Origin of the sequence: Pseudomonas svalbardensis (genome assembly GCF_030053115.1) — a bacterium.
GTDB lineage: Bacteria > Pseudomonadota > Gammaproteobacteria > Pseudomonadales > Pseudomonadaceae > Aquipseudomonas > Aquipseudomonas svalbardensis.
Genome location: NZ_CP125619.1, coordinates 2,223,536 through 2,244,694, shown reverse-complemented (window position 1 = coordinate 2,244,694; position 21,159 = coordinate 2,223,536). Strand labels below are relative to the sequence as shown.

General features: G+C 58.2%; 23 protein-coding genes. 11 read left to right on the top strand and 12 right to left on the bottom strand.

The features are described 5' to 3' along the window. Nucleotides 1–4: 4 nt before the first annotated feature. A complete protein-coding gene (locus QFX16_RS10190; protein WP_283183812.1) occupies nt 5–292 on the top strand; it encodes a hypothetical protein in 288 nt (95 codons plus the stop codon). Nucleotides 293–331: 39 nt separating this feature from the next. After that, nucleotides 332–1,117 (top strand): transporter substrate-binding domain-containing protein, encoded by a 786-nt coding sequence (locus tag QFX16_RS10185; RefSeq protein ID WP_283183811.1) that lies wholly within the window; start codon nt 332–334, stop codon nt 1,115–1,117. 119 nt (nt 1,118–1,236) lie between these two features. Here the strand turns inward: QFX16_RS10185 and QFX16_RS10180 are convergent, their stop codons facing one another. Further along, the gene (locus QFX16_RS10180) at nt 1,237–1,455 is read right to left on the bottom strand and encodes a hypothetical protein (protein WP_283183810.1); all 219 of its coding nucleotides are present in this window, start codon (nt 1,453–1,455) and stop codon (nt 1,237–1,239) included. A gap of 474 nt (nt 1,456–1,929) precedes the next feature. Here QFX16_RS10180 and QFX16_RS10175 point away from each other — a divergent pair, with 474 nt between their 5' ends. The 3 genes from QFX16_RS10175 (at nt 1,930) to tal (ending at nt 4,590) form a co-directional block, all read left to right on the top strand. Then, nucleotides 1,930–2,199 (top strand): short-chain dehydrogenase, encoded by a 270-nt coding sequence (locus QFX16_RS10175; protein WP_283183809.1) that lies wholly within the window; start codon nt 1,930–1,932, stop codon nt 2,197–2,199. Between the two features lie 290 nt (nt 2,200–2,489). Then, nucleotides 2,490–3,485, top strand: coding sequence for a tRNA dihydrouridine(20/20a) synthase DusA (gene dusA / locus QFX16_RS10170; RefSeq protein ID WP_283183808.1), 996 nt, complete (start codon nt 2,490–2,492; stop codon nt 3,483–3,485). 178 nt (nt 3,486–3,663) lie between these two features. Continuing rightward, nucleotides 3,664–4,590, top strand: a complete 927-nt coding sequence (gene tal, locus QFX16_RS10165) for a transaldolase (protein WP_283183807.1) — start codon at nt 3,664–3,666, stop codon at nt 4,588–4,590. A gap of 74 nt (nt 4,591–4,664) precedes the next feature. On the opposite strand, the gene rssC is transcribed toward tal, so the two are convergent. From rssC to QFX16_RS10150, 3 genes are all read right to left on the bottom strand, one after another. Then, nucleotides 4,665–5,147: an anti-sigma factor antagonist RssC gene (gene rssC / locus QFX16_RS10160; protein WP_007935262.1), complete on the bottom strand. Its 483-nt coding sequence runs from the start codon at nt 5,145–5,147 to the stop codon at nt 4,665–4,667. Then, on the bottom strand, nt 5,147–6,328 hold the full coding sequence (gene rssB, locus QFX16_RS10155; RefSeq protein ID WP_010456296.1) for a two-component system response regulator RssB: 1,182 nt from the start codon (nt 6,326–6,328) through the stop codon (nt 5,147–5,149). The genes rssC and rssB overlap by 1 nt, the downstream gene beginning before the upstream one ends. Nucleotides 6,329–6,680: 352 nt before the next feature. Next, on the bottom strand, nt 6,681–7,370 hold the full coding sequence (locus QFX16_RS10150) for an MlaA family lipoprotein (RefSeq protein WP_283183806.1): 690 nt from the start codon (nt 7,368–7,370) through the stop codon (nt 6,681–6,683). Nucleotides 7,371–7,570: 200 nt separating this feature from the next. On the opposite strand from QFX16_RS10150, the gene pcrP reads away from it, so the two are divergent. Both pcrP and QFX16_RS10140 read left to right on the top strand, forming a co-directional pair. Continuing rightward, nucleotides 7,571–8,191 carry an HAD superfamily inactivated hydrolase PcrP gene (gene pcrP, locus QFX16_RS10145; protein WP_283183805.1) on the top strand — a complete coding sequence of 207 codons (621 nt, stop codon included), beginning with the start codon at nt 7,571–7,573 and terminating at the stop codon, nt 8,189–8,191. Between the two features lie 110 nt (nt 8,192–8,301). Then, nucleotides 8,302–8,565 (top strand): DUF4404 family protein, encoded by a 264-nt coding sequence (locus QFX16_RS10140; RefSeq protein WP_283183804.1) that lies wholly within the window; start codon nt 8,302–8,304, stop codon nt 8,563–8,565. A 172-nt stretch (nt 8,566–8,737) separates the two neighbouring features. Here QFX16_RS10140 and queF read toward each other — a convergent pair whose 3' ends face one another. Beyond that, nucleotides 8,738–9,568: an NADPH-dependent 7-cyano-7-deazaguanine reductase QueF gene (gene queF / locus QFX16_RS10130; RefSeq protein ID WP_283183803.1), complete on the bottom strand. Its 831-nt coding sequence runs from the start codon at nt 9,566–9,568 to the stop codon at nt 8,738–8,740. A gap of 61 nt (nt 9,569–9,629) precedes the next feature. Then, nucleotides 9,630–10,151: a copper-resistant cuproprotein CopI gene (gene copI, locus QFX16_RS10125; RefSeq protein WP_283183802.1), complete on the bottom strand. Its 522-nt coding sequence runs from the start codon at nt 10,149–10,151 to the stop codon at nt 9,630–9,632. A gap of 155 nt (nt 10,152–10,306) precedes the next feature. On the opposite strand from copI, the gene QFX16_RS10120 reads away from it, so the two are divergent. Next, entirely contained in the window at nt 10,307–10,756 is a 450-nt protein-coding gene (locus QFX16_RS10120; protein ID WP_283183801.1) for a winged helix-turn-helix domain-containing protein, read from the top strand. Beyond that, the gene (locus QFX16_RS10115) at nt 10,756–12,102 is read left to right on the top strand and encodes a heavy metal sensor histidine kinase (protein WP_283183800.1); all 1,347 of its coding nucleotides are present in this window, start codon (nt 10,756–10,758) and stop codon (nt 12,100–12,102) included. The genes QFX16_RS10120 and QFX16_RS10115 overlap by 1 nt, the downstream gene beginning before the upstream one ends. A gap of 36 nt (nt 12,103–12,138) precedes the next feature. On the opposite strand, the gene QFX16_RS10110 is transcribed toward QFX16_RS10115, so the two are convergent. The 3 genes from QFX16_RS10110 to QFX16_RS10100 form a co-directional block, all read right to left on the bottom strand. After that, nucleotides 12,139–13,383, bottom strand: a complete 1,245-nt coding sequence (locus QFX16_RS10110; protein ID WP_283183799.1) for a lipoprotein-releasing ABC transporter permease subunit — start codon at nt 13,381–13,383, stop codon at nt 12,139–12,141. A gap of 64 nt (nt 13,384–13,447) precedes the next feature. Next, entirely contained in the window at nt 13,448–14,131 is a 684-nt protein-coding gene (lolD, locus tag QFX16_RS10105) for a lipoprotein-releasing ABC transporter ATP-binding protein LolD (protein WP_185753189.1), read from the bottom strand. 7 nt (nt 14,132–14,138) lie between these two features. Then, the gene (locus tag QFX16_RS10100; protein ID WP_283183798.1) at nt 14,139–15,389 is read right to left on the bottom strand and encodes a lipoprotein-releasing ABC transporter permease subunit; all 1,251 of its coding nucleotides are present in this window, start codon (nt 15,387–15,389) and stop codon (nt 14,139–14,141) included. A gap of 94 nt (nt 15,390–15,483) precedes the next feature. Between QFX16_RS10100 and QFX16_RS10095 the strand changes: the two genes are divergently transcribed. Both QFX16_RS10095 and QFX16_RS10090 read left to right on the top strand, forming a co-directional pair. Continuing rightward, nucleotides 15,484–16,065 carry a PilZ domain-containing protein gene (locus QFX16_RS10095; protein ID WP_046047829.1) on the top strand — a complete coding sequence of 194 codons (582 nt, stop codon included), beginning with the start codon at nt 15,484–15,486 and terminating at the stop codon, nt 16,063–16,065. Nucleotides 16,066–16,079: 14 nt separating this feature from the next. Further along, on the top strand, nt 16,080–16,802 hold the full coding sequence (locus QFX16_RS10090; protein WP_056744312.1) for a glycerophosphodiester phosphodiesterase: 723 nt from the start codon (nt 16,080–16,082) through the stop codon (nt 16,800–16,802). Nucleotides 16,803–16,844: 42 nt separating this feature from the next. Here the strand turns inward: QFX16_RS10090 and sthA are convergent, their stop codons facing one another. The 3 genes from sthA to QFX16_RS10075 all read right to left on the bottom strand — a co-directional run bounded on the left by sthA (nt 16,845) and on the right by QFX16_RS10075 (nt 21,084). Continuing rightward, nucleotides 16,845–18,239, bottom strand: coding sequence for a Si-specific NAD(P)(+) transhydrogenase (sthA, locus tag QFX16_RS10085; protein WP_283183797.1), 1,395 nt, complete (start codon nt 18,237–18,239; stop codon nt 16,845–16,847). A 207-nt stretch (nt 18,240–18,446) separates the two neighbouring features. Further along, the gene (locus QFX16_RS10080) at nt 18,447–19,391 is read right to left on the bottom strand and encodes an FAD:protein FMN transferase (RefSeq protein WP_283183796.1); all 945 of its coding nucleotides are present in this window, start codon (nt 19,389–19,391) and stop codon (nt 18,447–18,449) included. A 229-nt stretch (nt 19,392–19,620) separates the two neighbouring features. Further along, on the bottom strand, nt 19,621–21,084 hold the full coding sequence (locus QFX16_RS10075; protein ID WP_192407181.1) for a glyceraldehyde-3-phosphate dehydrogenase: 1,464 nt from the start codon (nt 21,082–21,084) through the stop codon (nt 19,621–19,623). Between the last annotated feature and the right edge of the window lie 75 nt (nt 21,085–21,159).

The window sequence follows — 21,159 nt, the reverse complement described above, 5'->3', positions numbered from 1 at the left end:
AAGGATGAAAAAACTGATCGCTGTTATCGCGCTGATCTTGTTGGGCATGCTGAGTCTCGGTTACTACAACGCCCTTGAAGACGCCGACGTCGAAACAATCCCCTTCATCAAGAAACACCCAACCCTGCAAATCAAGTTCTACAACATCCACGCCAATGACGGCGACACTCGAAAAGTGGAACGCCTGACGGAAGAGCAACGCGCGTGGATTATCGACTACTGCAAATACCGGTTGGGAATCGAAACCGATTTGAAAACCCAGGATGATGTTGAGCGGTGCAGTAAAAAGTAAGTCCCTCACCCCCCACTCCATCATGGAAGCCGGATAACAATGAACAACCTAAAAAGCACAATGATGCTCGGTGGCCTGCTCGCTCTATCGTTTGGCGCTCAAGCCGAGCAATCGCATTTGGACAGCGTCATCCAACAGGGCCAACTGCGCGTGTGCACAACAGGCGACTACAAACCCTATACCGTCAAAGCCGAGGACGGCGAATACTCGGGCATCGACATCGCCATGGCCCGCTCGCTGGCCGACAGCCTGGGCGTCAAGGTCGAGTGGGTGCAGACCACATGGAAAACCCTGATGCCCGACATGCTCGCGGGCAAATGCGACATCGGCGTCGGCGGCATCTCCGTCACGCTGGAGCGCCAGAAAAAGGCCTTCTTCAGCACCACGCTGGACGTCGACGGCAAAATCCCGCTGGTGCGCTGCGAAGATCAGGCGCTGTACCAGACCGTTGAGCAAATCAACCAGCCTTCGGTTCGTTTGGTCGAACCGGCCGGCGGCACCAACGAAGCCTTTGTTCACGCCTTTCTACCCAACGCGCAATTGCGCCTTCACGACAACGTGACCATCTTCCAGGAGCTGCTGGACAAGAAGGCTGACGTGATGATCACCGATGCTTCGGAAGCGCTGTATCAGCAGAAACTCAAACCCGGTCTGTGCGCGGTGAACCCGAAGCAATTCATGCAGTACGGCGAAAAGGCTTACTTGCTGCCGCGTGATGACATGACTTGGAAGTTGTACGTCGATCAGTGGTTGCACTTGGCCAAAGTCACGGGCAACTACCAAAAAGTTCTGGGCCAATGGATAGCGACACCCGAGCCCAAATAACCGCACGTACACCATCCATGTAGCAGTTGGCGAAGCCTGCGTCCGACTGCGCAGCAGTCGCCAACCCAAAGCACACGACACATCAGGCATAACGCAAAACGGCGGAAACACTTCCGCCGTTAATCGTCGTGCAACAACCCCGAACTGTACTCGCCGAAGCTGTTGCCGAGCGCACTGCCATGGAAATTCATCTTATTGGGGTTGTTGGTAGGCCCCGGACCAAAACCGGCAGACGGCAGGGTGGCTTCCGAATATTCGCTATGGGTGCTTGCACCCGAACAGGCGCTCAACAGCAACGCACCACCGATCAGTACGACTTTTAAGAGATTCGAGATCATTTTTCAGTTCCCTGTGGGTTCGAAGCGCGGTGACCTTAGGTCGTCATCCTATGCCGCAAGACCAACAGGAATTATGAAACTTTGCTGGGCGACAGCGTTGGTTCAGGTACTGATTGCTTGAGGCAAAAAAGGGGGCTCCCCAGACAAACTGTTAAAAGAGTAACGTCCTACACGACTCTGGGAATTGTCCGTACACTTGTCCATTGCTGCGCTTTTGTCACGAGGCCTATAGTCCACCCAACGCCAAAATGGCGTGTCGGGTTTGGCGACTCGATGGCAATTGAACTGAAACCTTCGAGCATTTTCGGAGCGTTTCGGAACGCACTTAGCTGCCTGTTTTATGGTGGCTGTGCGCGGGAGACCTTAGGGTCTGCCGGTTTCTCCATTGCCCGGTTCGCCAACCCGCGTACGGCTACCACCCATTCGTTTGGCGACGATTGAGTAGTAGTTCTTCTCGAATTAATGGAGCGTCACATGAAAGAATTTATGGCTTTAACCAGCAACGCCGACGACCTTCCCTCGCTGTATGTAAACACCACCCAACCGCTGCACTCACTGCTAAGCACCGCACGCTACCGAATTGGTGCGGTAACGCAGATTCTGGAGAACCTCGCAATGCGCGGCGACATCACCACGGATTCGGTGATACTCAGCGACTTTGCAATGCTTTGCTGCATACCCTTGCGCGATGGCTGCGATGTTCTAGATGTCGTTGCGCGACGTATGGATGCTGAATCGTCCTGACGTCATAACGAGGCGCCCTCCTCGGACGCCTCGTTGACCCATCTATCTCGTTCCTCGACTTCCTCCACACGCCGCCGTGAAGAACCGCTGCAAGACTCGTCTAAGCCCCCACACCCGCCCCGCTCTCCCAAAAAACCAGGACAGATTTATTTACTCGTAGCGATCCAGTCGATTCCCTCTTATGCCGTTGTTCAGATGCCCTGACAACGGCAGCAAGACTCGCCTAAGCCCCACAACCCCAATCCTGATAAACTCCCCACCTCCCAGCCTCACCCATCTCAGAACCGCCAATGCCCCCAATCACCGCCACACCCGCCTCGCTCTCCCGCCGTTTCTCCGTCGCCCCGATGATGGATTGGACCGATCGCCATTGCCGTTTTTTCCTGCGCCTACTCTCCAAGCACGCCCTCCTCTACACCGAAATGGTCACCACCGGGGCGCTGCTCAACGGCGATCACGACCGTTTCCTGCGTCACAACGAAGCCGAACACCCGCTCGCGCTGCAACTCGGCGGCAGTGTGCCGCTGGACCTGGCGATGTGCGCGCGCATGGCGCAGGAGCATGGTTACGACGAGGTGAATCTGAATGTTGGCTGCCCGAGTGATCGGGTGCAGAACAATATGATCGGTGCCTGCCTGATGGGGCATCCGCAGTTGGTGGCGGATTGTGTGAAGGCGATGCGCGATGCGGTGTCGATTCCGGTGACGGTGAAGCATCGCATCGGGATTAATGGGCGGGACAGTTACGATGAGTTGTGTGATTTCGTCGGCACGGTTCGGGATGCCGGGTGCACGAGCTTTACGGTGCATGCGCGGATTGCGATTCTGGAGGGGTTGTCGCCGAAGGAGAACCGCGACATTCCGCCCCTGCGTTATGACGTGGCGGCGCGGTTGAAGACGGATTTTCCGGAGCTGGAGATTATTCTCAACGGCGGGATCAAGACGCTGGAAGCCTGTCACGAACATTTGCAGACGTTCGACGGCGTGATGCTGGGCCGTGAGGCTTATCACAATCCTTATGTGATGGCTGAGGTGGATCAGCAACTGTTCGGCAGCACCGCGCCGGTGATCAGCCGGGCCGAGGCGCTGGCGCAGTTGCGGCCTTATATAGCGGCGCATATTGATGCGGGCGGCTCGATGCACCACATCACTCGGCATGTGCTGGGGCTGGGCACCGGGTTTCCGGGGGCGCGCAAGTTTCGGCAGTTGTTGTCGGTGGATATTCACAAGGCTAAAGAGCCTTTGGTATTGCTGGATCAGGCGGCGGAGTTGCTTGAGGGGCGTTAACGGTCGCTTGGGTTGAACCTGTGGTCTGATTTGGCATCGTATTTACCGATACCGCGCCCCGCCTTTCAAACAGCCGTTTTCCGGATGTTGCCGCTGGGGCCCTCGATACGTACGCGCACCCTTGAGTGGCTGTCAGCGCTCGGGTAATGTCATTAGACCCATAGGACAGAGCACGCCCATGACTTCCAAGCTGGAACAACTCAAACAAATGACCACCGTGGTTGCCGACACCGGCGACTTCGAAGCTATCGCTCGCGTTAAACCCGTGGACGCTACCACCAACCCTTCCCTGCTGCTCAAAGCGGCGGCCATTCCCGCTTATGCCGAGTTGCTGAACGCTTGCGTCAGCGACTGCAAGGGCGATGTGGGCCTGGCCAGCGACCGTTTTGGCGTTGCGGTAGGGCAAGAAATTCTGAAAGTGATCCCCGGCCGTATTTCCACCGAAGTGGATGCGCGCCTGTCGTTCGACACTGACGCCGTATTGAAGCGTGCGCACCGTCTGATCGAGCTGTACGACAAGGCCGGCATTGGCCGTGACCGCGTGCTGATCAAGATCGCTTCCACTTGGGAAGGCATCCGCGCTGCCGAAATTCTGGAAAAAGAAGGCATTCAGACCAACCTGACGCTACTGTTCTCGTTCGCTCAGGCAGCGGCTTGTGCTGACGCCGGGGTATTCCTGATTTCGCCGTTCGTGGGTCGCATCTACGACTGGTACAAGAAGGCCAACGGCAACGACTACACCGGCGCGGATGATCCGGGCGTGCAGTCGGTGACACGCATCTACAACTACTACAAGGCCAATGACTACAAGACTGTGGTCATGGGTGCGAGCTTCCGTAACCTGAATCAGATCGAGCAGCTGGCCGGTTGCGACCGTCTGACCATCAGCCCGGATCTGATTGACAAGCTGGCGGCGGATACTGGAAAACTGGAACGTAAATTGGCACCGGGTCATGCCGGCGAAGCTCGTTTGAACTTGAATGAAGCGCAGTTCCGTTGGTTGTCCAACGAGGACGCGATGGCGACCGAGAAACTGGCTGAAGGTATTCGTCAGTTCGCTCGCGACCAGGAAAAACTCGAAGCATTGCTGCAAGCCAAGCTCTGATCCAGTAAGAGCAAACGCAAAAAAGGGCGAACCCTCACAGGTTCGCCCTTTTTTGTGCGCGGTCGCTTATGGAATCAGTGACGCTCGAGGGCGTTCACCAGATCATGAAACGCTTCACGATTGGAGTCGTTCAAGCCCATGAGGATCTTGTGTGCTTCGAGCACTTTGATCCGCACCACTTCTTCGGACTGATCCTGGTCCGGCAGGTCGGTCAGGCACTCAGGGCACGGGATCGGGCGGTCAACGATGTTGAACACTTGCTCGAAGCCCATGGACTGCAGCAGACGGGTGATGTCTTCGTGGGTGGTGACGACGGTCGGCAGCAAGCCGACCTTTTGCCGCGACAGGATCGACAGCTTGGCCAAAAGGCCAAGGGTGGTGCTGTCGATGCTGCGGGTTTCGGTCAGGTCGATCACGATTGCGTTGAAGTTCAACGCCGTGAAGATCCGCTCAATAGTCGCATCCAACGCCGAACACAGGGTCAGGCGAACTTCACCGACGAACTTCAGGACGAAGGTGCCATCCTGCTCGGCGAACTGGATTCTACCGGTACTCATTAAAGATTCCTGCTCAACACCAACAGGGCGATATCATCCGGCATCTCCCCTAGCGTGGCCAATCCAAAAACCTGCCGCAGACCATCCAGGCTGCCGCCCGCTGCCTTGACCCTTTGGGGCAAAGCCGCTTCTTTTTCTTTGAGTGTAGGTTCTGGCAAAAGGTCCAGAATGCCATCGGACATCAGCGTCAGGCTGAACGTCGGCGGCAGCTCCAGTACGTGGTCTTCGTAGGTGGCTTCATTGAAGAGGCCCACCGGCAGACCACGCCCTTCCAGATAACGAACACTGTCTGGCGTGTACAACACAGGCAACGGCAAATGACCACCGATGCTATAGGTCAACAAACCTGTCTCCTCGTCGATGACTCCACCGACCATTGTGACGTGTTTACCCAGCTTACAACTGATCAGGCCTCGGTTGATATGACCAAGGACCTCTGAAGGCTTGAATTCCGGCAATGTACCGCTGCGCTTGGATTCAAACAGCAAGCGCGTGGTCATGAACTTCAGCAGCACGGTAACGAAGGCTGAAGAGGCGCCATGACCGGAAACGTCCGCCAGGTAGAAGGCTACCCGACGTTCGTCGACCCGAAAGTAGTCGACGAAATCACCCGACAGGTACAGCGACGGGATGATCTGGTGAGCAAACTGGAACTCGTCGATGGTCCAGGGGCTGACCGGCAGCATGTTCATCTGCACCTGGCGACCGGCGTTCTGGTCTTCCTGGAGCAGGTTCAGGCTGGCGGCGAGCTCGCGGTTGGCCTTTTCCAGCTTCTCGCGGTAGCGCTGGTTTTCCAGCAGCAGGCGCGCACGATCCAGGGCCCGGCGCACAGAGTGCTCGAGCACAGCCAGATCTTCGAGAGGCTTGATCAGGTAGTCCGCCGCGCCCAGGCGCAGGGCCTCGACCGCGTCGTTCATCACGCCGGCGCCCGAAACCACGATCACCGGGGTTTGTGGCGACAGCTCGGTGACCTGGCGAATGAGTTCGAGTCCGCCCATCTGCGGCATGCGCAGATCGCAGATGACCAAGTCGGGCTTGTCTTGCTCGAATACCTGAAGACCCTGCTGGCCATTGCTGGCCTGCAGGACACTGAAACCACTGTCTTCCAAGTAGGCCGCGAGGCTCGCGCGCACTACTTCGTCATCATCGATTATCAGCAGCGTGGCACTGGTTTTTGGCATGTGGGCAAACGGCGCCAGAATTAGGTTGGCGTAGCAGGCAGGGGCTTTGTCCCGGCTCTCACTACTGGATTCGCTTTCTAGCCTCTCTACTGCACTGTTTTCGAGCGTTTGCCCTACACACAGGTACACCAGAGGTGCCCTTCTAAGGCGCAGACGGTACTCCCATCCGCGGGGCGTTTCAAGCTCACGCCGATGGTCGCTTGACGTCTTTCGATTTCAAATCACCGGGAGTTATAAGAACAGGCAAAACCGAAACGTAATGGAAGGTTCAAACCCATGAATCAAACCGGTCCCGGAAGCCAAACGAAAGAAGGCGGCCAACTGGCCGCCTTCTTCGTTTTACCGGTCGAGATCAAAAATCGTCTTCGACCTGGCCGTCTTTGACTTTGAATTCGCGGTTCTGCAAGTACGCATTGCGGATGAAGATGTACTTGTCGCCGCTGATCAGCTTCTCACTCGATAGCAGACTGGCGCGGGTGTCGACGATGTTCAGGCCGAAGATCGAGTTACGCACAGGCACGTCGTTGATGTACCGATACGGACCGGTGTAGCCGTCGACATACTTGGACGGCGCGTCACGCAGAGTGCTTGGACCCAGAAGCGGCAGCATCACGTACGGGCCGCTGCCTACGCCCCAGTAGCCGAGGGTCTGGCCGAAGTCTTCGTCATTGCGTTGCAGGCCCATCTTGGTGCCCACATCGAAGAAACCCAGCAGGCCGAAGGTGGTGTTGAAGATCAAGCGTGCGGTGTCGACGCCAGCGGCGGCCGGTTTGGCCTGCAAGATATCGTTGGCGAGGTTGGTGACATCACCGACGTTGCGGAAGATGTTGTGGATGCCGTCTTCAAGGAACTGCGGCGTCACGAACTTATAGCCCTGGGCCAAAGGCTTCAGCGCATAGGTGTCGAGCACATCGTTGAACTTGTAGATCGGGCGGTTGATGCTTTCCCAAGGATCGTCTTCCGAGGCTGCCTGGGCAACGAACGGAACCAGCAATACGCTGGCAAATACACAAAACTGAGCTAGATGATTGCTCCAGCGCATAGAAAAACTCCTTGGATTGTACTGGCGTGGGCGCTTGGCCCAAGCGTTAAGCGGGCTAGTATAAGACGGAAAAGCCGCTTAAGGCAGCACCGTGCGAGGCAGCCTACGGATCATTCGTGATGATTGTGAGCGATTCACATCAGTGTCACTCAACTGTCACCGTCGCCCCCTAGCCTTGAGGCTATTTCAGGGACGTTGATATGCCGCACGCCGAAACCTTGCCCCACATTGCGCCCAGCCTGACCGCCGTCCTGTTCGGCCTCAGTGGTTGCCTTGTGGATTTCGGTGCCCGCACACGCGCGCACGGCATCCCCTCTGCCATACACGCCGAGGCCACGCCCGGCGCGCTGGATAGCCTGCGCAGCTTGCAACATCAGCAGATTCCCTGTGCCTGGCTCGATGAACTCCCCCCTGCCCTTAGCCATTCCCTGGCCGCTGCCTTGCCTTCATGGATCAAACCCTCGCAACACCGCGAAACAAACAATCCATGGCCGGCACCGCATGCCTGTTGGCAAGCCCTAATGACGTTGAATGTCGAACGACTGGAGGGTTGCGTGCTGGTCAGCGGCGAACCGCGATTGCTGCAAGCGGGGCTCAATGCCGGATTGTGGACGATTGGGCTGGCGTCCTGCGGCTCACTCTGCGGCCTGGCACCCAACGACTGGCAGGCGCTGACTCAGCAGGAGCGGGAATTCAAACGCGGCAAGGCAACGGTGCAACTGTTCGGTCTGGGCGTGCATTCGGTGATCGATCACCTCGGTGAACTCGACACCTGCCTGGCCGACATCAGCCTGCGTCGGCTCAAGGGCGAAAAGCCCTGATCGAGATCATGCAGGTTGCGCGCGAGTGGATTAATCTAAAGGTCAAGCCATAGACCTTTGGCGTGCTGCTGCGGTCTATGCCAGTGCCTATCGATAAAAGGAAGAACGCCATGCCTGCCCGCGAACTGCAACAACAGCTCAATACTCTGCGCGAGCAATTGGAACAGAATCCACCGCTGACCGAAGCCGAGCGCGAAGACCTGCACGCGCTGATGCAACAGATCGAACTGGAACTTGAGCTCGAAACCAAAACCAAGGACTCCAGCCTCTCCGACAATGTGAACCTGGCCGTCGAGCGCTTCGAAATCGAACACCCAACCCTGGCCGGCACCTTGCGCAACATCGTGCAAGCCCTGGCCAATATGGGGATCTGAACCCATCAGATACAAAAAAGCCCCGCTAGTGATAGCGGGGCTTTTTATTGTCTGCGACTTGCAATGCAATCCCCTGTGGGAGCGAGCCTGCTCGCGAATGCGGAGTGTCAGTCACCATTGATGTTGAATGTGCTGACCTCTTCGCGAGCAGGCTCGCTCCCACAGTGGTTCTTTATTGGCGGACCAGACGGTGGTTTGGCAGTTGAACGGTTTCAGTACTGCGATACGGGTTGATGTCCAACCCACCGCGCCGCACATACCGCGCATACACCGTCAATTTCTCCGGTTTCAACAACCGTTGCAGGTCGAGAAAAATCCGCTCCACGCACTGTTCATGAAAGTCCGAGTGCTGACGGAAGCTCACGATGTACTCCAGCAAACTCGCGTGATCCAGCGCCGCGCCACGGTATTCCACCGCCACGCTACCCCAGTCCGGCTGACTGGTGACCGGGCAGTTGGATTTGAGCAAATGGCTGTGCACGCTCTCCTCCACGATGCGCGATTCATCGCAACGCAGCAGTTCCGGGCGCGGGTGCTCGTAGTTGCTGACGCTGATGTCCAGATCATCAATGCACACGCCCGGCAACGCCACAACGCCTTCAGCTTCGACGTCCTTCAGGCTGCGAATCCGCACGCCGACCGGTTTACCGGCAGCGGCCGACAGGTCTTTCGCCAATGTCGATTCAAGGCTCGCGGTGTCGGCAAACGGCGTCTGGTTCAGGGAGTTGAGGTACAGCTTGAACGACTTTGATTCGATGATATTCGGCGAATCCGCCGGGATACTGAATTCGCCAATCGCCACCACTGGCTTGCCGGACGGCAACAGCCACGACAGCTCGAAGCAGTTCCAGAAATCCACGCCCTTGTATGGCAGGGTTTCAGCCGTCAGGCCCAGCTCTGCCCATTTCGCGGTGCGCGGGATCGGGAACAGCAAGGACGGCGTGTAGGTGGCGATGTATTCGCTGGATTTGCCCAGCGGCGAGTGTTCGGCTGCGGGATGCATGGCGGAAACCTGACTGAAGAATCAGCGGATTCTACCAGCCTTTGCTCCCGCCTTTGAGTGCTTACTGACTGACAGTCATCTTGCCGACCATGCCAGCCTGGTAATGACCGGGGATGTTGCAGGCAAATTCCAGGTTGGTGGCCTTGGTGAAGGTCCAAGTCAGCTCGGCGGTTTTACCCGGCTCGACGAGCGCGCTATTGGGGTCGTCGTGCTTCATTCCATGCCCCATACCGGCCATGGCGCCGTGGTCCATTTCCTTCATGCCTGCAGGCATCAGCATTCCGCTCTGCTGCATCTTCATCATTTCCTGCTGATGTTTGGCATGCATTGCCGCGTCACCGAGGTTGAATTCGTGCAACAACTGACCTTTATTCACCAACACAAAACGAACCGTCTCACCGGCCTTGATATCAATCGCCTTGGGCGTGAACGACATGTCGCCCATGACAACTTCAATGCTGCGAATCACCTTGGCCGCCGGGGCCGGCTGGCCGAAGTCGTAGGTATGCGCCGGGGAAGCCCACGCCGGCGAGCTCAGCGCCAGCAAACACACGACGCGCACCAGTGATTCGCGCAAAAACATAGTCGTACTCCAACAAGATGAGATTCAGCCTGTGGAAAACTCTAAACTGCTGCGACTGCCCGCAACCTGACGGTCAGATTACAACTTTGTCAGGTTGACCTGTATTAACGCCGCCCACGGTATAAAGCGTTCGTTCCATTTGCCTCGAGTCGCCCATGAAACTGCTGATCGTCGAAGACCAACCGAAAACTGGCCACTACTTGCGCCAAGGCCTGACCGAAGCCGGTTTCAATACTGAACTGGTGGCGGACGGCAGCACCGGCCAACAATTGGCGCTGACCGGCGATTACGCGCTGTTGATCCTTGATGTGATGCTGCCCGGTCGCGATGGCTGGCAGATTCTGCAAGCGGTGCGCGGTGCCGGCCTCGACACGCCGGTACTGTTTCTGAAGGCGCGAGACGAAATGCTCCTGCGCAGGCAAGGCGAAGTCCTGCCCAAGTCGTTGATCGCGTCCCAAGTCTGGGACATGAATTTCGACAGCGACACCAATGTCATCGAAGTGGCGATCCGTCGTTTGCGCCTGAAGATCGACGATGAATTCCCGAACAAGTTGATTCACACCGTGCGCGGCATGGGTTACGTCCTTGAAGAGCGCCCCGCTTGATGCGCCGACTTTCGTTAAGCAGCCGTCTGGCGCTGCTGTTTGCGGCGTGCACCGCCGTGGTGTCGCTGTTTGCCGGGGTGTTGTTCAGCCGGGCCAGTGAAGCGCATTTCGTTGAACTCGATCAGCAGTTGCTCGACGGCAAGTTGATTGGTTTGCGTCGGGCACTTCATGACATTCAGTCGAGTGAAAGCGAAGTCAAACTGGCCGATGAATTGAGCCGCCAGGCTGATCTGTCGCTGCGGATCACCGGCAGCGACGGCAAGCGCTGGTATGACAGCTCGACGCGCCTGCCCCAGGCATTGCCGACCCAACCGGGCTTGTCCACGGTGAGCAGCGAAGGTACCGACTACCGCGTCCTCAACGCTCCGTTGTTCCTCGACAAACCTGACTCGCCGCAGTTGACCTTGCTGCTGGACATCACCCATCACCAGCACTTTCTGCAACGCATGCAGCACCTGATCTGGCTGACAGTCGGTTTGTCAGCATTGGCCACCGCCCTGCTCGGAGCCTGGGCCGCGCGCAGAGGGTTGCGGCCGTTACGGCGCATGAGTGCGGTTGCCAGCGGCGTTTCAGCGCAATCGCTCAATGCACGCCTGCCCGAAGAAAACATGCCGCCAGAACTCGCGGAAATGGCCCACAACTTCAACGCCATGCTCGGACGCCTCGACGACTCTTTTCAGCGGCTCTCGGCCTTCTCCGCCGACATCGCCCATGAATTGCGCACGCCGCTGTCGAACCTGTTGACCCACACCCAGGTCACCCTCACCCGTCCACGGCCCATTGAGGATTACCGCGAAGCACTGCACAGCAATCTCGAAGAGCTGCAATGGATGGCGCAACTGGTCAACGACATGTTGTACCTGGCCAAGGCTGACCACGGGTTATTGATGCCCAAGCGCGAACCGCTGGAACTGGCGGAAGAAGCGGATCTGTTGCTGGAATTTTTTGCGCCGTTGGCGGAGGACGCTCAGGTCAGGTTGAGTCGTGAAGGCAGTGCTCGCATGGAGGGCGATCGCAGCATGTTGCGTCGGGCGCTCTCCAATTTGCTGGACAATGCGTTGCGGTTTACGCCGGTCGAAGGCGAGGTTCGGGTGCAGATTGTTGATCAACCTAAGGGGTTGAGCCTGACGGTCGAGAATAGCGGCGACGGAATTGACGGGGCGTTGCTGCCGCGTTTATTTGATCGCTTCTACCGGGCTGATCCGGCGCGCCAGGAAGGCAGTAGTGAACATGCGGGATTGGGGTTGGCAATCACTCAGTCAATCATCCGCGCCCATGGCGGGCAGATTCGTTGCGAATCGGAAAACGGGTGGACCAGGTTTGTAATCGAATTGCCGCGAACTTGATCGTTCCCACGCTGCGTGGGAACGATCATAAGTGGCTTACGAATACCGCAACGCGGTAGCCGGCTCGACTTTCGCCGCACGCCATGCAGGGTAAACGGTGGCGAGAAAGCTCAGAATGAACCCGGCAGAGCAGATCAACACCACATCCGCACCCTGCAGTTCGGACGGTAGGTTACTGACGAAGTACACGTCTGAACTGAAGATGTGCTGCCCGCTGACCCGTTCCATCCAGCCCACCAGTTCACTGACGTTCAGCGCCGCAAGCACGCCAAGCACACCACCAATCAACGTACCGACAACCCCGATCACGGTGCCCTGCACCATGAAGATCGCCATGATCTGCCGCGGCGTAGCGCCGATGGTCCGCAGGATCGCGATGTCCGCGCCTTTGTCGTTCACCACCATAATCAGGGTTGCGATGATGTTGAACGCCGCCACGGCGACGATCATCAGCAACAGCAAACCGATCATGGTTTTTTCCATCTTCATTGCACTGAACAGACTGCCCTGTGTGTGAGTCCAGTCATCAGCCTTGTAAGCGGTGCCCAGCCCGCCAGCAATATCGCTGGAAACCTTCGGCGCAGCGTACAAATCCTTCACCGCCAGACGCACGCTTTGCACTTGATTCGGCGCCCAGTGCTGCATCTGCGCGGCATCGGCCACGTGGATCAGCGCCATGGAGCCGTCCAGTTCGGCGCCAACCTTGAACACTCCAACCACGTTCAACCGCTGCATGCGCGGGGTGATGCCGCCCGGTGCAGTGCTGACTTCAGGCACGATCAGGGTGATCTTGTCGCCGACGTTCAAGCGGAAGCGGCGTGCCGTGATCTCGCCGATCACCACGCCGAACTCACCCGGCTTCAAGGCATCGAGACGACCCTGAACAATGTGCTGGGCAACGATCGACACCTTGCCTTCCAGCGCCGGATCAACGCCACTGACCTGGATCGGCTGCATCGTCCCCTTGTAGGACAGCATACCTTCCATCTCGGTGAACGGCACGGCGGCTGTCACTTCGGGATTCTTCATGGCGGCGGCAGCGACGGGCTGCCAATCGTCGATCGGATTGACGCCGACGATAGTCGCGTGAGGCACCATGCCGAGGATGCGGGAGCTCATTTCGCGCTGGAAGCCGTTCATCACCGACAGGACCACGATCATCGCCAGCACGCCCAAGGCGAGGCCGATCATCGAGGTCATCGAGATGAAGGAAACAAAGCGATTGCGGCGCTTGGCGCGGGTATAGCGCGCGCCGATAAAGATCGATAACGGTCTGAACATTCGCTGGGCACCGTATAAAAATAAAAGACCCGACGTACTGTTCAGTACGCCGGGTTTCGGTCAATCAGATGGGCGTCAGGTAACCTTCCTGCAAATGCAGGACGCGATCCATCTGGCGAGCCAGGTTCATGTCGTGAGTCACCACCAGGAACGCCGTGCGCATCGAGGTGCTGAGTTCCAGCATCAAATCCTGAATGCCTTGGGCGGTGTGGGAGTCGAGGTTGCCGGTCGGCTCGTCGAGCATCACCAGGCCTGGCTTGTTCACCAGGGCACGGGCGATGGCCACCCGTTGACGTTCGCCGCCGGACAGTTCGGCCGGCTTGTGTTCCAGGCGATGACCCAGCCCTACCCGCTCCAGCAACGCTGTCGCACGTTGACGCGCTTCCGGGATCGCAGTCTTGCCGATCAGCAGCGGCATGCAGACGTTTTCCAACGCGGTGAATTCGGGCAGCAAATGGTGGAACTGGTAAACGAAACCCAGCGACCGATTGCGCAGCAAACCGCGAGCCTTTTCGTTCAGCGCCGACAGCTCTTCACCAGCCAGCCAGACGCTGCCCTTGGTCGGTGTATCGAGGCCACCCAGCAGGTTGAGCAAGGTACTTTTGCCCGAGCCCGAGGTACCGACAATCGCCACGCGCTCACCCGGATGCAGCTCCAGTTGCAGACCGGCCAGAACCTCTACCGACTCCGGGCCTTCCTCGTAGGATTTGCCCAGGTTGCGGCAGCTCAAGATTGCTTTATCACTCATGCCCAACTCACTCATAACGTAGCGCCTCCGCAGGCTGGGTGCGCGCAGCACGCCAGGCTGGATACAGGGTGGCGAGGAAACTCAGGACCAACGCGGCGGCGCAGACCATCAACACATCCTGGCTCTGCACTTGCGACGGCAGGTAATCGATGAAGTACACGTCGGCGTTGAGGAACTTGTGCCCGATCAGCCCTTCGAGGGCCGAGATCGCGGCGCTGACATTCAGCGCGGCGAAGATCCCGACCACGGCGCCGATCAGCGTCCCGACCACACCAATGACGGTGCCCTGCACCATAAAGATCGCCATGATCGAACCCGGCGTGGCGCCAAGGGTGCGCAGAATCGCGATGTCGCCCTTCTTGTCGTTCACCACCATCACCAACGTGGAAATAATGTTGAACGCAGCAACGGCGACGATCAGCAGCAACAGCAAACCGATCATGGCTTTTTCCATCCGGATCGCCTGATACAGATTGCCGTGGGTGCGCGTCCAGTCGCGGGCATAGAAATGGTCTTCGCCGAGTTGCTGAGCGATGCTCCACGCCACGCGTGGCGCCTGGAACAGGTCGTCGAACTTCAGGCGGATGCCCTGGACCTGATCCGGTTTCCAGCGATTCAGCTTGGCCAGATCCTGCAGATTGGTGATGCCCAGATAGCCGTCCAGTTCACCGGCGCCGACATGGAAGATGCCGACCACGGTAAAGCGTTTCATGCGCGGGAACATCCCGGCCGGGGTCACGGTGACTTCCGGTGCCACAAACGTCAGTTTGTCGCCGATCGCCGCACCCAACTTGGCCGCGGCTTTGTCACCGATGACGATGCCGAAGCTGCCCGGCGCCAGGTCGTCGAGTTTGCCCTGCTGCATGAAGTTATCAATGATCGAGACCTGCCGTTCCAGCGCAGGGTCGATGGCATTGAGCAGGACTTTGGAGACCTTGCCGTTGTTGGTCAGCAAACCCTGCATCTGGGTAAACGGCGCCACGGCCGTCACCTGCGGGTTCTGCTTGACCCTGGCGGCCAGGCTTTGCCAGTCGCTGATCGGTTCACCGGACTCGATGGTCGCGTGGGGCACCATGCCCAGCACGCGGGTGCGCATCTCATGATCGAAGCCGTTCATGACCGACAGCACCACGATCATCACGACCACGCCAAGGGCGAGCCCGATCATCGAGGTCAGGGAAATGAATGACACAAAATGATTGCGACGCTTTGCACGGGTATAACGCGTGCCAATAAATACGAAGAGAGGTCTGAACATGTCGGGGCTTGTTCGGAGGGAAAAGGAACGTCCTTGTGGCGGGGGTCGATAACCAGCTTTACACTCAGACCACCGCCGCTACCATGGGTTCGCCATGTCGACATTAGATGAAGAAGATCGCCGCGAATACTACCGTATCGAGGACACGATCGCACTGGAAATTCGGCCCCTGTCCGCTCCCGAAGCCGCAGGCCAGGAAGTGTTGCAGGATGCTTCCCCTCTGTTCAACTTGCTCAGCGAACTGCACCTGAGCGAATTCGAGTCACAGCACCTGTTGCGCCAGATCAGTGAGCGCGACCGGAACCTCGCCGCATTCCTGAAATCCCAGAATAAACGCATCGATTTGCTCAGCCAGGTGATCGCAATCACTGTGCTCGGGCAGATCGGCGAGCCGCAGCCGGTGATCATTTCCGAAGGCGGGATCGAGTTTCAGCATCCGACGCCCATTGCCGAGGGCGCCCACCTGTCGGTCAAACTAGTGCTAATGCCGCAAGCCCTCGGACTCTTATTGCGAGCTCGCGTCACTCATTGCGATCGCAAAGGCGACGGCTATGACGTCGGTACCGAATTCGAGTACCCGACCGATGCCCAGCGCCAATTGCTGGCTCGCTACATTTTGCAGAAGCAGGCCCAGGAACGACGCCTGGCCCGCGAACAAAACGAATCAGGCATTTAATTTAAGGAAGAACCGTGACTCTCATCTACGGCCATCGCGGCGCCAAGGGCGAAGCACCGGAAAATACGCTGACCAGCTTTCAGCAATGCCTCAAGCACGGCGTGCGCCGCTGCGAACTGGACCTGCACCTGTCCATGGACGGCGAGTTGATGGTTATCCACGACCCGACACTCAAGCGCACCACCGACCGTCGCGGCAAAGTCGTCGAACACACGGCGGCTGAGCTGGTGACCTACGATGCGCGCACCGGCGGACCGGGCTGGATTAAACCGTGCCCGATTCCAACACTGGAAGAACTGTTCGAGAAATGCGATTTCGAGCACTGGCAACTGGAAGTCAAAAGCGCTTCACGCACCCGCGCCGCGACTACGGTGCTGGCGATTCGCGAAATGGCTCAGCGTTTCGGCCTGCTCGACAAGGTCACGATCACCTCGAGTTCACGGGAAGTATTGAAAGCTGCGCTGGACTTCGTGCCGGATGTGTCCCGCGGATTGGTGGCCGAGTACGCCTGGCTTGACCCGTTGAAGGTCGCGCAAAGCTATGGCTGTGAGATTCTGGCGCTGAACTGGACCCTGTGTACGCCGGAACGCCTGCAGAAGGCGCAGCGTCAGGGGCTGCATGTGTCGGTATGGACAGTCAACGAGCCCGCGCTAATGCGCAGACTCGCCGACTTCGGCGTTGACAGCCTGATTACAGACTTTCCCGGTTTGGCCAGCGCCACGCTCGAGAATTGCTGAAATCGGTCTCCCCGGCCGGCTCAGGCCACCGGCCGGAGCCACTCAAAAAAGCCGGTTGAGGCCATCGTACGCCGCTACCCGATAGGCTTCAGCCATGGTCGGGTAGTTGAACGTCGTGTTGACGAAGTACTTCAGCGTGTTCAGTTCGCCCGGCTGGTTCATGATCGCCTGACCAATGTGAACGATCTCCGACGCCTGATAACCGAAGCAGTGAACGCCCAGCACTTCCAGGGTTTCGCGATGGAACAGAATCTTCAGCATGCCCTGAGGCTCGCCGGCGATCTGTGCACGCGCCATGCCCTTGAAGAACGCCTTGCCCACTTCGTACGGCACCTTGGCCTGAGTCAGCTCCTGCTCGTTCTTGCCGATCGAGCTGATCTCCGGAATGGTGTAGATACCGGTTGGCACGTCGTTGACGAAACGCCAGCTATGGTTGTCAACGATGCTGCCAGCGGCCGAACGCCCCTGGTCGTGAGCGGCACTGGCCAGGCTCGGCCAACCAATCACGTCACCGGCGCCGTAGATGTTCGGCTTGCAGGTACGGTAGGCCTCGTCGACTTCGATCTGGCCACGGCTGTTGACCTTCACGCCGACGTTTTCCAGACCCAACTGGTCGGTGTTGCCGGTACGACCGTTGCACCAGAGCAAGGCGTCGGCCTTGATCTTCTTGCCGGACTTCAGGTGCAGGATCACGCCGTTGTCCACGCCTTCGACGCGGTCGTAGTCTTCGTTGTGGCGAACCGTGATGTTGTTGTTGCTGAAGTGATAGCTCAGGGCCTGGGAAATTTCCGAGTCGAGGAAGCTCAGCAACTGACCGCGGTTATCCACCAGTTCAACCAATACACCCAGACCGCTGAAGATCGAAGCGTACTCACAACCGATCACGCCGGCGCCGTAAACAATCAGTTTGCGCGGGGTGTGGCCGAGGCTGAGGATGGTGTCGCTATCGTAGATACGCGGATGGTGGAAATCGATGTCCGCCGGACGATAAGGACGCGAGCCGGTGGCGATGATGATGTGCTTGGCCACCAGTTTTTCGACCACGCCATTGGCGCAAACCACTTCAATGGTTTGCTCGTCGGCGAAGCTGCCGGTGCCGAAGAACACGTCGACGCGGTTACGGGCGTAGTAGCCGGTGCGCGATGCGACTTGTTTGGAGATGACTTTTTCGGCGCTTTTCAAAACGTCCGGGAACGAGAACCAGCGTGGCTCACCAATGGCCCGGAACATCGGGTTGGTGTTGAACTGCATGATCTGCCGGACCGAGTGACGCAGTGCCTTGGACGGGATGGTGCCCAGGTGAGTGCAGTTGCCGCCGACCTGGCGACGGCTATCGACCATCGCCACCTTGCGCCCTGCTTTGGCGGCGTTCATTGCCGCGCCTTCTCCCGCCGGGCCGGAACCCAGCACCACCACGTCGTAGTTGTAGACAGCCATGCATACTCCTCAGAACAGGCCGCGGCGCCCTCGGCACCTGCGGCTAAATCACGCCGATCTGCGGCGTGAAGGAACAATTTGGGGCCAGTGCAGAACCCGGACACAGTCTATATAAGCGTCAACGCCGCGCACATTAACCCTTGGTCGCGTCGTAGGCTAGTTTTGCCTGCACTACAACGCCAGTCTTTGCTGCTTGAATCGCCGTGATCACTCGGTTTTTCCGTCACTCAGGCGTTCAAAAGCCTGCGTGGTTCGTGTGACGAAACCTGTATCGGCACGAATCACAAAGAATGCACCGATGTCATGTTTTTCTGCGTAATCCCAACCCTGTTCAGGCCCCAGAATCAGCAACAGCGTCGATAAGCCATCGGCCATCAACGCTGAAGGATGAATCACCGTGACTGACGCCAGGGTGTGTGAGACCGGCGCCCCGGTGCGGGCATCGAAGGTGTGGGAATAACGCCGACCGTCCTGCTCGAAATAGTTGCGGTAATCGCCGGAAGTGGAAACGCCGTAGCCGTCGACGGCGATGATGCGCTCGGCCACTTGCTGGTCGTCGCGGGGTTCTTCCAGGGCGACGCGCCACGGTGAACCGTCGAGTTTCTTGCCGGCGGCCTTGAGTTCGCCGGTGGCTTCGGCGAGGTAGTTGTGGATGCCCATTGCTTCGAGTTTCGCGGCAATCGTGTCGACTGCGTAGCCAGCGGCGATGCTGTTGAAGTCAACCTCGACCGCGGCGTCCTTGCACAGCTGATCGCCGTCGATACGCAGGTGCTGGTAACCGACTCGCTGCCGCACTTCGGCCAGCGCTTGGGCCGCGGGGATTTTTTCCTCGCGAGCCTGCGGGCCGAAACCCCAGAGGTTAAGCAGCGGTTCCACCGTCAGGTCGAAAGAACCTTCGCTTTGTTCCGACAGACGCTCACCGACGCGCACCAGTTTGAGGATCGGCGGGGGCATTTTCTGACAGCGGTTGGCGGGTAGATCGTTGAAGCGCTCGATGTCGGAGTCGCTGCGGTAAGTCGACATTTGTTGATCGACTTCAGCAAGGATCTTTTCGACCTGAACACGGACCTCGGTCGGGGCGGGAAGCCCGGCATGGCGCAGGTACTTGATCGAATACGTGCTGCCCATGGTCGGGCCGCCGAAGCTTTCCATGGAATCGCCGTTGCCGCAGCCTGAAAGGACGCCGAACAGAAAAATTAAAACGCCTTGCCACCTATTCAACAATCCCCACCCCCCCAGGCATTCCCTGACACAACGCCAAGGCCACCCATTATGCTCCCACAGGTAAAAAAGATCGTTCCTACGCTCTGCGTGAGAACGATCACCGCACAAACAAAAACGCCCCGACCAAAGTCGGGGCGTTTTCATGTGCAGCTAACGCTTAGCGCGGGAATGCAGGCGGGTTTACACCGGCCATGTCTTCCATCACGCGAACCACCTGGCAGCTGTAACCGAATTCGTTGTCGTACCAAACGTACAGAACAACGCGGTTGTCTTGGCTGATGGTTGCTTCAGCATCCACTACGCCTGCGTGGCGCGAGCCAACGAAGTCGGTGGAAACCACTTCCTGCGAATTGACGTAGTCGATTTGCTTATGCAGATCGGAGTGCAGCGCCATGTAGCGCAGGTACTCGTTCATCTCTTCACGGGTGGCGGCTTTCTCAAGGTTCAGGTTGAGAATGGCCATCGACACGTTTGGCGTCGGAACGCGGATCGCGTTACCGGTCAGCTTGCCGGCCAGCTCAGGCAGCGCCTTGGCAGCAGCGGTGGCAGCACCGGTCTCGGTGATCACCATGTTCAACGCGGCGCTACGGCCACGGCGATCGCCTTTGTGGAAGTTGTCGATCAGGTTCTGGTCGTTGGTGTACGAGTGAACCGTTTCAACGTGACCGTTGATGATGCCGAACTTGTCGTTGACGGCTTTGAGCACCGGCACGATGGCGTTGGTGGTGCAGGAAGCCGCGGAAACGATCTTGTCATCAGCGGTGATTTCACCGTGGTTGATGCCGTGAACGATGTTCTTCAGCTTGCCTTTGCCAGGCGCGGTCAGAACAACGCGGTCGATACCCGGGCAAGCCAAGTGCTGGCCCAGACCGTCGGCGTCACGCCATACACCGGTGTTGTCCACCAGCAGCGCGTCTTTGATGCCGTACTGGGTGTAGTCCACTTCAGTCGGGTTTTTCGCGTAGATAACCTGGATCAGGTTGCCGTTGGCAGTAATGGTGTTGTTGGCTTCATCAATGGTGATGGTGCCATCGAACGGACCATGAACCGAGTCACGACGCAGCAGGCTGGCACGTTTGACCAGATCGTTCTCGGCGCCCTTGCGGACAACGATGGCGCGCAGACGCAGGCCGTCGCCACCACCAGTTTTCTCGATCAGGATGCGCGCCAGCAGACGGCCGATACGACCGAAGCCGTACAGAACAACGTCGGTGCCTTTGCGGGCGGAAACATTTTGCTGACCAACGACGTCAGCCAGTTCTTCACGGACGAACTGCTCGGCAGTGCGGCCATTGCCTTCAGCCTTGAACTTGACTGCAAGCTTGCCCAGGTCTACCGAAGCAGCGCCGAGCTTGAGCTCGCTCATTGCCTTGAGCAGCGGGAATGTTTCGTGGACGGACAATTCGCTGTCATCAGACTGACGATGACGAGCAAAGCGGTGAGCTTTGAGAATCGCAATGACTGAACGATTGATCAGGCTGCGGCCATAGATCGAGCTCACCACGTTGTTATTGCGGTAGAGCTGACCGATAAGCGGAATCATCGCTTCTGCGAGTGCTTCACGGTCGATCCATTCACCAAGACACTGGTCGGGCTTCTGAGTCACGGGAACCTTCCACATGTAGGGGCAGAAAAAAGGGGCTACATTATGCCGCCGAGTGCCTCCCGTAGCAATGCGCGCCTGTCGCACGGCCAG